The organism is Sphingomonas sp. VDB2, assembly GCF_047946695.1.
GTDB lineage: Bacteria > Pseudomonadota > Alphaproteobacteria > Sphingomonadales > Sphingomonadaceae > Sphingobium > Sphingobium bisphenolicum.
Map to the genome: position 1 here is coordinate 3,203,141 of NZ_CP159615.1, position 13,503 is coordinate 3,216,643.

The 13,503-nt window shown below is 66.6% G+C and carries 12 protein-coding genes; 2 read left to right on the forward strand and 10 right to left on the reverse strand.

Annotated elements, in window-relative coordinates:
• Window positions 1-2 precede the first annotated feature (2 nt).
• The 4 genes from polA to ABT375_RS16040 are packed head-to-tail and all read right to left on the reverse strand — an operon-like array spanning window position 3 to window position 5,326.
• The gene (gene polA / locus ABT375_RS16025) at window positions 3-2,783 is read right to left on the reverse strand and encodes a DNA polymerase I (RefSeq protein WP_416463302.1); all 2,781 of its coding nucleotides are present in this window, start codon (window positions 2,781-2,783) and stop codon (window positions 3-5) included.
• Between the two features lie 39 nt (window positions 2,784-2,822).
• Entirely contained in the window at window positions 2,823-3,551 is a 729-nt protein-coding gene (locus tag ABT375_RS16030; protein ID WP_416463303.1) for an anti-sigma factor family protein, read from the reverse strand.
• A complete protein-coding gene (locus ABT375_RS16035; protein WP_416463304.1) occupies window positions 3,538-4,059 on the reverse strand; it encodes a sigma-70 family RNA polymerase sigma factor in 522 nt (173 codons plus the stop codon). Before ABT375_RS16035 ends, ABT375_RS16030 begins: the two co-directional genes overlap by 14 nt.
• A gap of 7 nt (window positions 4,060-4,066) precedes the next feature.
• Entirely contained in the window at window positions 4,067-5,326 is a 1,260-nt protein-coding gene (locus tag ABT375_RS16040; protein ID WP_416463305.1) for a glycosyltransferase family 4 protein, read from the reverse strand.
• A gap of 117 nt (window positions 5,327-5,443) precedes the next feature.
• Here ABT375_RS16040 and ABT375_RS16045 point away from each other — a divergent pair, with 117 nt between their 5' ends.
• Window positions 5,444-6,265, forward strand: coding sequence for a transporter (locus ABT375_RS16045; RefSeq protein WP_416464919.1), 822 nt, complete (start codon window positions 5,444-5,446; stop codon window positions 6,263-6,265).
• Window positions 6,266-6,274: 9 nt separating this feature from the next.
• On the opposite strand, the gene ABT375_RS16050 is transcribed toward ABT375_RS16045, so the two are convergent.
• Window positions 6,275-7,411 carry a serine hydrolase gene (locus tag ABT375_RS16050; protein ID WP_261935510.1) on the reverse strand — a complete coding sequence of 379 codons (1,137 nt, stop codon included), beginning with the start codon at window positions 7,409-7,411 and terminating at the stop codon, window positions 6,275-6,277.
• A gap of 172 nt (window positions 7,412-7,583) precedes the next feature.
• On the opposite strand from ABT375_RS16050, the gene ABT375_RS16055 reads away from it, so the two are divergent.
• Entirely contained in the window at window positions 7,584-8,426 is an 843-nt protein-coding gene (locus ABT375_RS16055) for an alpha/beta fold hydrolase (protein WP_416463306.1), read from the forward strand.
• A gap of 7 nt (window positions 8,427-8,433) precedes the next feature.
• Here ABT375_RS16055 and ABT375_RS16060 read toward each other — a convergent pair whose 3' ends face one another.
• The 5 genes from ABT375_RS16060 to purM all read right to left on the reverse strand — a co-directional run bounded on the left by ABT375_RS16060 (window position 8,434) and on the right by purM (window position 13,490).
• Window positions 8,434-8,571, reverse strand: coding sequence for a hypothetical protein (locus ABT375_RS16060; protein ID WP_224550234.1), 138 nt, complete (start codon window positions 8,569-8,571; stop codon window positions 8,434-8,436).
• An 83-nt stretch (window positions 8,572-8,654) separates the two neighbouring features.
• Entirely contained in the window at window positions 8,655-10,259 is a 1,605-nt protein-coding gene (gene nadB / locus ABT375_RS16065; protein ID WP_224550235.1) for an L-aspartate oxidase, read from the reverse strand.
• 130 nt (window positions 10,260-10,389) lie between these two features.
• Window positions 10,390-11,319 carry an ABC transporter ATP-binding protein gene (locus ABT375_RS16070; protein ID WP_224550236.1) on the reverse strand — a complete coding sequence of 310 codons (930 nt, stop codon included), beginning with the start codon at window positions 11,317-11,319 and terminating at the stop codon, window positions 10,390-10,392.
• Between the two features lie 42 nt (window positions 11,320-11,361).
• The gene (gene purN / locus ABT375_RS16075; RefSeq protein WP_224550237.1) at window positions 11,362-12,312 is read right to left on the reverse strand and encodes a phosphoribosylglycinamide formyltransferase; all 951 of its coding nucleotides are present in this window, start codon (window positions 12,310-12,312) and stop codon (window positions 11,362-11,364) included.
• Between the two features lie 83 nt (window positions 12,313-12,395).
• Complete coding sequence (purM, locus tag ABT375_RS16080; RefSeq protein WP_416463307.1) at window positions 12,396-13,490, reverse strand: phosphoribosylformylglycinamidine cyclo-ligase; 1,095 nt, start codon at window positions 13,488-13,490, stop codon at window positions 12,396-12,398.
• Window positions 13,491-13,503: the final 13 nt, after the last annotated feature.

The window sequence follows — 13,503 nt, forward strand, 5'->3', positions numbered from 1 at the left end:
CCTCAATGCGCCGCGCCCCAACTCGGCCCGGTGCCGATCTCTACGCCCAGCGGGACGGACAGGCTGACGATCGGCGCCGCCGCGCTTTCCATCACGCTCCGGATGACCGCGCTCGCGGATTCCACATCGCCTTGCGGCAATTCGAACACCAGTTCGTCATGCACTTGCAGCAGCATCCGCACGCGGGGCAGCCCCGCTTGCTCCAGCGCCGGTCCCATACGCGCCATCGCCCGCTTGATGATGTCGGCGCTGGTGCCCTGGATCGGGGCGTTGATCGCGGCGCGTTCGGCGCCCTGGCGCTCGTGCTGGATCGGCGCGGTGATGCGCGGGAACCAGGTCTTGCGGCCGAACAGCGTTTCGGTGAAGCCGTTGGCGCGCGCCTTTTCCAGCGTTTCGTTGATATAGACGCTGATGCCGGGGAAGCGCTCATAATATTTGGAGATCATGTCCTGCGCTTCGTCCGCGCTGATTTCCAGCCGGCCCGCCAGCCCCCAGCGCGAGATGCCGTAGAGAATGGCGAAGTTGATCGTCTTGGCGCGGCCGCGGGTGTCGCGATTGACCTCTCCGAACAATTCCTGGGCGGTGCGGTTGTGGATGTCCTCGCCCTGTTCGAACGCCTCCTTGAGCGCGGGCACGTCGGCCATGTGCGCGGCGAGGCGCAGTTCGATCTGGCTATAGTCGGCGGCGAGGATGACATTGCCGGGTTCGGCGACGAAGGCGTGGCGGATCTGGCGGCCGATTTCGGTGCGGATCGGGATATTCTGGAGGTTGGGGTCGGTCGAGGAGAGGCGGCCGGTCTGCGCGCCGGTCAGCGAGTAACTGGTATGGACGCGGCCCGTATCGGCATTGATCTGCTGTTGCAGGGCGTCGGTATAGGTGGATTTGAGCTTGGAGAGCTGGCGCCATTCCAGCACCAGCCCGCAGATCGCCGAGCCTTCGGCCTTCAATTTTTCCAGCACGGTGACGTCGGTGGAATAGGTGCCGCTCTTGCCCTTCTTGCCGCCCTTCAGCCCCATTTCGTCGAACAGGACGACGCCAAGCTGCTGGGGCGATCCGATGGTGAAGGGGTGGCCGGCCAGGTCGAAAATCTCCGCCTCCAGCCCCGCCATCGATTGCGAGAAGGTGCCGGACAGGCGGGAGAGCTGCTCGCGATCGACCTTGATGCCGTGCCGCTCCATGCCTGCGACGACGGGGATCAGCGGCCGGTCGACCAGTTGATAGACGCGGGTGACGCGCTCGGCCGCCAGGCGCTGCGACAATGTGTGCCACAGCCGCCAGGTGACTTCGGCGTCCTCGGCGGCGTAGGCGGTCGCCTTGTCCAGCGGGACATGGGCGAAACTGATTGCCTTCTTGCCGGTGCCGGTCACCTCCTTGAAGCTGATACAGGTGTGCTGGAGATGGACGCTGGCCGCTTCGTCCATGCCGTGGCCGCCCAGCGACTTGCCGGCGTCGAGGTCGAAGCTCATCACCATCGAATCGTCGATCGGCGTCACCTCCAGCCCGACGCGGGCGAGGACGTTGAGATCATATTTGATATTATGGCCGACCTTGAGCACGGCGTCGTCGGCGAGCAGCGGGCGGAGCAGGCGGATCGCGGCGTCGAGCGGGATTTGCGGCGGCACCTCGCCGAACATGTCGTCGGCGGAGCGGTGGGCGAGCGGGATGTAGCAGGCGCGGCCCGGCCCGGTGGACAGGCTGATGCCGACCAGGCCCGATTCCATGCTGTCGAGACTGTCGGTTTCGGTGTCGACCGCAACGACGCCCAGCGCCTGCGCTTCGGCGATCCAGGCTTCCAGTTGCGCGACCGTGGTGACGGTTTCGTACAGGGCGCAGTCGATCGGGGGATGTTCGACAGCGGCTGGGGCGGCGGGGGCTGCGGTCGTGGCGGCGACGCTGGCTACTGCGACGGCGGCGGCGGGCGCGCCGAGGCGATTGAGCAGCGTCTTGAAGCCGTGGTGGGACAGAAATTGCTGGAGCGGTTCCTTGGGAATGCCCTTGAGCGTCAGGTCGTCCAGCGGTTCGGGCAGGTCCATGCTGTCGTGCAGCGCCACCAGCCGCCGCGACAGCCGCGCCATGTCGGCATGGGCGATGAGGTTTTCCTGCATCTTCGACTTCTTCATGGCCGGCGCGGCGGTCAGCACGCTTTCCAGGTCGCCATATTCGGTGATGAGCTTCGATGCGGTCTTGGGGCCGATGCCGGGTACGCCGGGGACATTGTCGACGCTGTCGCCCATCAGCGCCAGCACGTCGCCCAGTTGTTCGGGCTGCACGCCGAACTTGCCCATGACATAGTCGGCGCCGCGCCGCTCATTCTTCATCGTGTCGTACATGTCGACGCCGGGCTGGATCAGCTGCATCAGATCCTTGTCGGAGCTGACGATGGTGACGTGCCAGCCGGCCGCGACCGCCGCTCTGGTATAGGTGGCGATGATGTCGTCCGCCTCGAACCCGGCTTCCTCGATACAGGGGAGAGAGAAGGCGCGGGTCGCGTCGCGGATCATCGGAAATTGCGGGACCAGATCTTCCGGCGCAGGCGGTCGGTTCGCCTTATACTGGTCGTACATGTCGTTGCGGAAGGTGTGCGACCCCTTGTCCAGCACCACCGCCATATGGGTCGGCCCTTCCGCCTTGCCCAGTTCCTCGGCCAGCTTCCAGAGCATGGTGGTATAGCCATAGACAGCGCCGACCGGCTGGCCATGCCGGTTGGTGAGCGGGGGAAGCTGGTGATAGGCGCGGAAGATATAGCCGCTGCCATCGACGAGATAGAGGTGATTCTGGGTCATGCGAGGGAGATAGCGGGTTACGCGCCGCCCCTCCAGTGGTCAGGACCAGTCGCGCGTCAATGCCTCCGCCGTGGCGTCCATCAGGCGGGGTTCGCCGCTGCCGGTCAGCGCATAGGACATGTCGCCGCGGCGCCAGTAGGCGACCGATTCCGCGCCTTCCTGGACGGCATCGGGGCGTTCGGGCGCGCGGCTCCGGTCGCGCAGCGCGAAGAGCGAGAAATTCTTGCCCCCTTCGGTCTTCACCGCCACCACCAAAGCGGGGCCGCGCTCGGTCGGGAAGAGCTGAACGTCGGTGACGCGCCAGTCCGCGGGCAAATGCGGCATGGCGATGCGGGTATTGCTCGCGATTTCGCGCGCGTCATATTTGGGCGTTTCAACCTGCGAGACCATGGAGGCGCGCATCATCGCGATGCGATGGCTGTTGACGGCATAATCGACATAGTCGGGCGGGCCGGACGGACGCAGGAAGACCAGCGCCAGACCGGCGGCGGCCGCAAGCGGGGCGACCAGCGGCAGGGCGCGGCGCCAGCGCGATCGCAGGGGCGCGGCCGGCAACAGGGCGGCGGCATCGGCCATGGCCGGCGGCGGGGCGGCGGGCCGGGGCGCCATCAGCCGAAGCGCGCTGCGGGTCGAGAGGTCGGCCATCACCTGCGCCGCCTGATCGGGATGGCGGGACAGGTGGGTTTCCACCACGAAGCGGCGGGAAAGGTCGAGCTGGTCGTCGACATAGGCGTCGATCTCCAGCGCGTTCACGTCATTGGTCATCATGTCCTCCCACCAGCCGCAGATGCGGACGGCCTGATCCTGATTGTCCGTCCCGCAGCGCGGCGCGCGCCCGTGACAGGCGCGACATCACCGTGCCGATCGGCACGCCCAATATGTCGGCGGCCTGTTGATAGCTCAGCCCCTCGATCGCGGTCAGGTGCAGCACCGCGCGCTGGGGCTCGGGCAGGGCGGCGAAACCCTGCGCGATCTCGGCCAGCCGCACATGCTCCTCCTGCTGCGGATCAATGCTGGATAGCAAGGTCTGGGCGAAGCGATCGTTGCGGCGCGTTTCGGCGGCCTGGCGGCGCTTGGCCGACACGAAGACATTGTGGACGATCGCCAGCAGCCAGCGGGTTCGGCTGCGTTCCGGCTGGTAGGTCGCCCGACGCTCGATCGCGCGGAGGAGGGCGTCCTGCACGACATCGTCGGCGTCGGACTCATCGCGGGCGAGCGCGCGGGCGTAGCGGCGCATCGCCAGCAGGTCCGCTTCCATGTCGCGCGCATCGTCCATCGCTCGCTTATCCCGTTCCGGCGCGTGCCGGGCAAGGCGCGATCGCGAGCGGCGGGGCATGATCGGGCAGCAGCGCCGCATAGGCGCACACCACGGCGTCCAGCACATCGTCCCAGCGATGATGGCTGGCGGCCAAAGCGGCGGCCTGCCGCAGCCGTGCGAGCCGGGCGGGCGATGCGATCAGCGCCGATGCGGCGTCGGCATAGGCGTCCACATCGGCGGGGGGTAGCAACAGGCCGGTACGGCCCTGATCGATCAGGCTGGCGGCGCTGGGCACATCGGCCGACAGCACCGCCAGGCCGGACGCCATCGCCTCCAGATTGACGTTGCCGAAGGCTTCGGTGACGCTGGGGTTGATGAGCAGGTCCGCGCTCGCCACCGCACGGCCGAGATCGATACCGCTCAGATGGCCGATGAAGGTCGCATTGGGCAGGCGTTGGGCCAGCCAGGATCGCGCCGGCCCGCCGCCGACGACCAGGGGGCGGACTTGATGGCCGCGCGCCCGGATCGCGGCGATGGCGTCGGCGAAGATGCCGAGTCCCTTTTCCAGCACCAGCCGGCCGAAGAAAAGCGGCACGACATCCTGTTCGTCATAACCCAGTGCGGCGCGCAATGCGGGATCGCGCAGCGTCGGCGCGAACTGATGCGGGTCGATTCCGCGTCCCCACACCGACACGCGCGCCGCGCCGTGGCGCGCCGCCATCTCGGCGTTGGTAGGCGGGGTGGGCGCCAATATGTGATCGGCGTCGCCATAGAAACGGTCGAGATAGCGTTCCATCGCGCCGCGCAGGAAGCCGAGCCGATAATAGTCGAGATAGGTTTCGAACCGCGTGTGCAGGCTGGCGATGACGGGGATGCCACGCGCGCGCGCATGTTTCTGCGCCTGCCGGCCCAGCAGATCGGGGGCGGACAGATGGACGATGTCCGGCGCGAAGGCGTCGAGGTCGCGGCGCACCTCGCGCGTCAGCCCGATGGCGAGGCGATATTCGGGCCGCCCCGGCAGGCTGAGGGAAGGCACTGAGCGAATGTCGCCGATGGAGGCGAAGGCGGGTTGCGGGGCGGTGGGCGAATAGATGCGCACCTGCGCGCCGACCCGATGCAGGAGATGGCCGACCAGCCGGTTGAGCGCCCGGTTGGCGCCGTCGCGCACGCAGTCATAATTGCCGGAGAACAGCGCGACGCGGATGGCCGGGCGATGATCGGCCGGCAATGGCGGGCGGATCGGGACGACGCTGGACGGGGTCGGGGGAGGAAAAAGGGCAGTCATGGCCCCTATACGCCTGCCAGGATCGCCTTATTCCCCTGCTGACTGACCGCTCGAACATTTCTGCATCATTTCCGGTAACATGGCGCATAAGGGCGGGGGCATGAGGGGGAAATGACGATGCGACTGCGGCGGACGATGCGGACGGCGGTGACGGCTATCATGGGGGCAGGCGCCGCCTGGTCGGGCGTGGCTCTTGCGCAGGATGCGCGCGATCTGTGCGCCGACCGGCCGGGTCTGGGCACGCCGGCCTGCACCGTGGACAAGGGGCGCGTGGTGGTGGAACTGGGGCTGGGAGACTGGACCCGGCAGCAGGACGCATCGAGCCGGACTGACACGATCCAAGCAGGCGACGCGCTGGTGCGGCTGGGGCTGGGCGATCATCTGGAAGCGCAGATCGGCTGGACCGCCTATGGCCATGTCCGCACGCGTGACCGGCCGAGCGGTGCGGTGGAGAAGGATAGCGGGGTGGGCGACGTGCAGGTGGCGCTGCGCCGGAACCTGTCCAATCCCGACGGGTCAGGCTTTTCAATCGCGATCATGCCCTATGTGTCGTTGCCGGCCGGCGGATCGGCGATCGGCGACGGCGACTGGGGCGCGGGGCTGATCGTGCCGGTCAGCTTCGACCTTGGCGGCGGCTTTTCGCTGGGGCTGACCCCGGAAATCGATGCGGCGGTGGATGAGGACCGGTCGGGCCGTCACTTCGCCTATGGCAGCGTCGCGGGGCTGGGCTTTTCGCTGAGCGACAGCGTGTCGGGCGCGATCGAGGCGCAAGTGACGCGCGACGACGATCCGGCCGGCCATGCCACCGAGGCGCTGGGCGGCCTGTCCTTCGCCTGGCAGCCGTCGGACGACATGCAGTTCGATATCGGCGCCAATATCGGGCTGAACGCGGACAGCCCCGACAGCGAAGTCTATCTGGGCGTGGTGCGGCGCTTCTGAAGGCGGAATCTACCGCGGTTCGTGGTTCGCCGCGACCGCCTTCGCCACTGCCTGCATCAGCGCCCAGCGTTCGGGGATCGACACGGTGGTCGATCCGATCATCACCGCCACGGCATAGCTGGCGCCGTCGGGTGCGGTCATGATGCCGATATCGTTGAAGCCGGTCGACCGGGGCGGAAGATCCTGGCCGGTGCCGGTCTTGTGCAGATAGGACCAGCCCGGCGGCACGCCGCCCTTGATCCGTTGCGGCCCGGTCTTGGCCTCCGACATGATCGACAGCAGCAGGCGCGAGGAGGCCGGGGAGAGCATCTGGTTCTCCTTCAGCTTCGCAAGCGCCTGCACGATCGAGGAGGGAGCCGCGCCGTCGGGCGGGCTGGCGAGATAATTGTCGAGCGCTTTCACCCGCACCGACATGGGCAGCTTGTTGCGGGCGGCGTAGAAATTGCGGCCGATCGAATAATCCTGCCGCCAGTCCAGACCCGCGGTCGCCGATTGCAGCAGCCGTTCGCCGGGGCCGAAGCGAATATCCTTGATCATCCGCCGCGCCAGATAGCTGCGCACCGCCTCCGGCCCGCCGACCGCGCGCAGCAGCGTGTCGTTGGCGGTATTGTCGCTCTGCGTCATCGCGCGGCGCATCAGGTCGGAATAGCTGGTGGTCCAGCCGTCATTCTGCGCCACCAGCGCCGCGCTCGGCTGGTGGAACAGGGTCAGGTCGTTGCGGGTGATGGTGGTCGTGTCGGTGATGCGCAGCTTGCCGCGATCCACCGCGTCGAGGAAGGTCATCGATACCCAGAGCTTCGATACGCTCTGTTGCGGGAACAGGGACGTGCCGTTCCACGCCACGGTCCAGTCCGCGCCGATGCGGCGCACGGCGATGCCCACCTTGCCATGGAAGCTTTGGCCGAGGTTGCGCACGACGCTGACCAGCGCCGGGGGCGGCGCTTCATTCTGGTCGATGTCGCGATAGGGCAGCGGCGGGTTGGCGACCGGCCGGATCGGCCATGTGTTGGTGGTGGGTTGCGGTTTTTGCGGCACGGCGGCAGCGGCCTGCGCGCGTGGCGGCTCCGGCGCGCTCACACAGGCCGACAGCGCCGCGATCAACAGGACCAGGCGCGCAGAACCGCCCCGGTTTTTATGCAATGTCATTAGCGTCCCCGCACTCTCTTGGCGTCATAGGGGCGGGACGCCGGTCGCCCGGCAAGACCCATGCGACGAATGATTCCACAAATGCGATGTAAGGAGGATGAACGATGCAACCGCTTGCCGGGACACGCTATCGCTCAGTTGCGGTTCAGGGCCGGACGGGCAAGAAGGCGGCATGATCGATACAAGGATGGACAGGCGCGCGCTGATGTTGGGCGCGCTGGCGACAGGCGGTGTTTTGTGGAGCGGGGTGGCGCAGGCCGCGCCCTTCGCATCACGTCGGATCGCCATGAATATCCGCGGGGAAGGGGGCGATGTCGTCCTGATCCCCGGCCTGGCCAGCGGTCCCGGCATCTGGAACGGGGTGCTGGGCGGGGTGCCGGGCTATCGCTATCATCTGGTCCATGTACGCGGTTTTGCCGGCCTGGCCGCGGAGGCCAATGCCAGTGGCGGGCTGCTCCAGCCGATCGCGGACGAGATCGCCCGTTATATCGCCGCGGCCGGGCTGAAGCGGCCGGCGATCGTCGGCCATAGCATGGGCGGCACGCTGGCGATGCTGCTGGGCCTGAAGGGGTTGGCGAGCCGGGTGATGGTGGTCGATATGCTGCCTGCCGGCGCGGCGATGGTGGGCGGCACGGCCAGCGGCATGGGCTTTCTGGCCGACCAGCTCAGCGGCTATCTGACCGGCACGCTGGCGGGACGACGCTATCTGGCGCAGATGGTCGCGCAGACGCCCGGCGCCAGGGGCAGCGACCCCGATGTCATCGCCAATGCGCTGCGCGACCTGGCCAATATCGACCTTGCGCCCCAATTGCCGCGGCTCGCCGCGCCGCTGGAGGTGGTCTATGCCGTGGGCAGCGACGCCGGGCAGGCCGCCGCCATCACCAGCCGCTTCCGCGCCGCCTATGCGCCGCGCAAGGCCACTTTGCTGAAAGCGATCGGGCCGAGCGGCCATATGGTGATGGGCGATCAGCCGGCGCGCTTCAACGCGGTATTGAAGGATTTTCTGCAAGGATGACCGACCATTATTCGTTCTTTTCCTCACTCTTCCCGTCCCGCCGAACGAACGTGCGGCGATGCCAAGCAATGCCAGCCGCCACGATCGCCGCGGAGGCCATGCCGATCTGCGCGATGTCGGCCAGCATGTCGATATAGATGCTCATGACGCCTCCTGCATGAAGGAAGCCGCATCATTGCACGCAGGTGGTTGCCAAGCACTTAACCGAAAATTAACCACCGCGTCCGGTCAGGGTGCCAATACCGTATCGATCGCGTCCGGCAGCGTTTCGGGATAATCGAGCGTATAGTGGAGGCCGCGGCTTTCCTTGCGGTGCAGCGCCGAGCGGACGATCAGCCGGGCGACTTCCAGCAGGTTGCGCAATTCGATGAGGTCGGGTGTGACGCGGAAATTGCCATAATAATCGTCCACTTCCTGCGCGAGCAGGGCGACGCGGTGCTGGGCGCGCTCCAGCCGCTTCGTGGTGCGGACGATGCCGACATAGTCCCACATGAAGCGACGAATCTCCTTCCAGTTATGCTGGACGATGACCTCTTCGTCGCTGTTGGTGACTCGGCTTTCGTCCCAGGGCCGGATCGGCGGCGGGGCGGGCAGCTCGTCCCAATGGGCGCGGATATGTTTCGCCGCCGCCTCGCCGAAGACGAAACATTCGAGCAGCGAGTTGGAGGCGAGGCGGTTGGCGCCGTGCAGGCCGCTTTCGGTGACTTCGCCCGCCGCATAGAGGCCGGGCAGGTCGGTGCGGCCGTCGAGGTCGATCACCACCCCGCCGCAGGTATAATGCTGCGCGGGCACGACCGGGATCGGCTCCTTGGTGATGTCGATGTCGAGGTCCAGCAGGCGGGCGTAGATGGTCGGGAAATGATGCCGGACGAACGCCGGGTCTTTATGGCTGATGTCGAGATGGACATAGTCGAGGCCGAGGCGCTTGATCTCATGGTCGATGGCGCGGGCGACGATGTCGCGCGGGGCCAGTTCCTCACGCGGGTCGAAGCGGGGCATAAAGCGCTCGCCGCCGCCCGGCACGCCGGGGGGAAGCTTGAGGTGGCCGCCTTCGCCGCGCACGGCTTCTGTAATCAGGAAATTCTTGATCTCCAGATTATAGAGGCAGGTCGGGTGGAACTGGTTCATCTCCATGTTCGACACGCGGCAGCCCGCGCGCCAGGCCATGGCGATGCCGTCGCCGGTCGCGCCCCGTGGCGCGGTGGAAAAGAGATAGGTGCGGCCCGCGCCGCCGGTGCACAGGATCGTCGCCTTGCCGAGCAGCGCATCCACCCGCTTGGTCTTCTTGTTGAACGCGTAGACGCCCCAGACATGGCCGTCGCCCGAATAGCGTTCGCCATGGCGGCTGGTGATGAGGTCGATCGCGATCAGATCCTCAACCAGGGTGATGTTGGGATTGGCGCGGGCGGCCTTCAAGAGCGCGATCTGTACGGCATGGCCGGTGGCATCGTCGACATGGACGATGCGGCGATGACTGTGGCCGCCCTCGCGCGTCAGATCCCAGCGCTTGCCAAAGGCTTCGCCACCGTTGAAGGGGACGCCGAGGTCGGCGAGCCGCTCGATCGCGGCGGGGGCCTGGGAGACGACGAATTCGACGGTGGCGCGATCGTTCAGGCCTGCGCCCGCGACCATCGTATCCTCGACATGCGCCTCGAAACTGTCACCCGCGTCGAGTACGGCGGCGATACCGCCCTGCGCCCAGTTGGTGGAGCCACCATCGAGCGCGCCCTTGGCCAGCACCAGCACCTTGCGGTCCTGCGCGAGGTTGATGGCGGCCGTCAGCCCGGCCGCGCCGGAACCGATGATGATGACGTCGTGGGTGGTGGTGGTCATCGTCGTCCTACATGCTCTTTTACCGTTCGCCCTGAGCGAAGTCGAAGGGTTCGACCGAACGGAGTGAGGTTTTGCCTTCGCTACGCTCAGGCGAGGGCTTCGACAAGCTCAGCCCGAACGGAGAAAATTTCTAAGCGGCCGCCGTCAGGTTGAGGAAGACATCCTCCAGGTCCGGGTCGCGCGTGACCACGTCGACGATGGCGAGGCCGCTGGCCTGCACCGCGCTCAGCACCTGGCCGGCATTGGCGCGGTCCTTCATATAGGTGATGGTCAGGGTGCGGTCGCCCGACAGTTCGACCTTTTCGAAACAGGGGGCCTGTGGCGCGGCGGTCAGGTCGCGGTCGACCGTCACCTGCACCACCTTTTCCTGCGCCATGGCGATCAGCTCGCGGGTCGGCTTGTCGGTGATGACCTTGCCATGGTTGATGATGCCGATGCGGTCGCACAATTGCTCGGCTTCTTCCAGATAATGGGTGGTCAACACGATCGTTACGCCCAGCGCGTTCAATTCGCGGACATAGGCCCACAGTTGCTGGCGCAATTGCACGTCCACGCCCGCGGTCGGCTCGTCCAGCACCAGGATCGGCGGGCTATGCACCATCGCCTTGGCCACCAGCAGGCGGCGCTTCATGCCGCCCGACAGCGTGCGGGCATAGGCATGGGCCTTGTCGTCCAGATGCACCGCGCGCAGCAATTCCATCGTGCGGCGGCGGTCCTTGGGCACGCCGTAGAAGCCGGCCTGATTTTCCAGCGTCTCGAACGGGGTGAAGAAGGGGTCGAAGACGATCTCCTGCGGCACGATGCCGATGCTGTTCTTCGCATTGCGCGGGTGCGCGTCGATGTCGAAGCCCCAGATGCTGACGTCGCCCGCCGTCTTGTTCACCATGCCGGCCAGAATATTGATCGTGGTCGACTTGCCCGCGCCATTGGGGCCGAGCAGGCCGTAAATCTGTCCGCGCGGGATGGACAGGTCGATCCCGTCGAGTGCGCGCTTGCCGCCCTTATAGACTTTGGTGAGGTTGCGGATCTGGATGGCGGCGGGGGCAGGGCTGTCGGTCATGGCTCAACTCTATGGGGATCGAAGCCGGCAAAAGGAAGAGGATCAAAACTCGTCCGCGATATCCATCAGGCCCAGCAGCTTCTTCGGTGCGATCTGGCGCCAGCTTGCGCGGAGGCGTTCGGCGATATGATCCCAGTCGGTGTCGCCCAGGTCGAGGCGGATGCCGACCCATTCGGTGCCGAAATAGGCGGGGCGGTAATAGCGTTCCGGGTCGGCTTCCATCAGCGTCGCCTGTTCTTCCGGTGCGGTGGTCTTCACCAGCACGGCGATGATTCCGTCGCCATGATGGTCGCGGGTGAAATAGGCGAACTTCTTGCCCTTCACGACGCCGAAACAGGGCATGCCGTGCGAGACGATCTCGTCCGCCTGCGGCAGGGCGAGCGCGGCTTCGCGCACCTTGCCCAGCAGCCAGTCGGGCTGGCGTTCGCGGGTGACGAAGTCGGCAAGGGTGCGGGAGTAGAGCTGATGCTCCGCGATGAGGATGCGGGCGGCGAGGCTGTCTTGCGTGTCGCCGGGCAGGATCGCCACCGGTGTCTGGCCCAGCACTGGGCCGTCGTCCAGTTCGGCCGTGACGATATGGACCGAGCAGCCGGCATGGCTGTCGCCTGCGTCGATCGCGCGTTGGTGCGTGTCCAGCCCCTTATATTTGGGCAGCAGGCTGGGATGGATGTTGAGCATCCGGTTGTCCCAGCCGGCGACGAACTCGGGGGACAGGAGACGCATATAGCCGGCGAGCGCGACATAATGCGCGCCTGCCGCGCGGAGTTGCGCGTCGATGATCTGGTCGAACTCGGCGCGCTTCAGCCCCTTGTGGCTCTGGCCGAAAGTCGCGATGCCCTCGGCAGCGGCGAGGGCGAGGCCGGGGGCTTGCGGATCGTTGGCGGCGACCAGGACGATCTCATAGGGGCAGTCCTGCGCCTTGGCCGCGTAGAGCAAAGCTGCCATGTTCGAGCCACGGCCGGAAATCAGGACGCCGACTTTCGCCTTTTGCATAACAACATCCGTTCGTTTCGAGTGAAGTCGAGAACCCTGTTCTGACCGTTTCTCGACTTCGCTCGAAACGAACGGGCGTTATATTACCCCAGATGCGTGGCGGACCAGTCGGCCTTGGCGCTCCAGCTTTCGGTGCTGCCCCTGACGGTGCAGCCCTTGTCGCCTTCGCTGACCGCGCCGATGCGGAAGACGGTTTCGCCCGCATCCTCCAGCGCCTTGGTGACGGCGGAGACATGGGCTTCGTCCACGGCCAGCACCATGCCGACGCCGCAGTTGAAGGTGCGTGCCATCTCTTCCGGCTCGATATGGCCCTGCGCCTGGAGGAAGGCCATCAGGCGCGGCTGTTCCCAGGCGTCGGCTTCGACCGTGGCGTGGCAGCCGTCGGGCAGGACGCGAGGGATATTTTCGAGCAGGCCGCCGCCGGTGATATGGGCGAGGGCGTGGATCATGCCGGCGCGGACCAGCGGCAGCAGGCTCTTCACATAGATTTTCGTCGGCGCCATCAGCGCGTCGATCAGCAATATGTCCTGATCGAAGATCGCCGGGCGATCCAGCCGCCAGCCCTTGTCGGCGGCGAGGCGGCGGACCAGCGAGAAGCCGTTGGAGTGGACGCCGGAAGAGGCGAGGCCGATCAGGACGTCGCCGGCCTTCACCTTGTTGCCGGTCAGCGCCTTGGCGCGTTCGACCGCGCCGACGCAGAAGCCGGCGAGATCATAGTCGCCCGGACCGTACATGCCCGGCATTTCGGCGGTTTCGCCGCCGATCAGCGCGCAGCCGGCCATGCGGCACCCCTGCGCGATGCCGGCGATAACGCGCTCGGCGACGCCGCTCTCCAGCTTGCCGGTGGCGTAATAGTCGAGGAAGAAGAGGGGCTCGGCGCCCTGCACGATCAGGTCGTTGGCGCACATGGCGACCAGGTCGATGCCGACGCCGTCATGGCGGTCATGGTCGATCGCGAGCTTCAGCTTGGTGCCCACGCCGTCATTGGCGGCGACCAGCAGGGGATCGTCATAGCCCGCGGCCTTGAGATCGAAAAAGCCGCCGAAGCCGCCCAGTTCGGCGTCGGCGCCGGGGCGGCGGGTGGCCTTGGCCAGGGGGGCGATGGCGCGGACAAGGGCGTTGCCCGCGGCGATGTCGACGCCGGCCTTGGCGTAGCTGTAGGATTCGTTCTCGCTCATAGTTCCGGCCCCT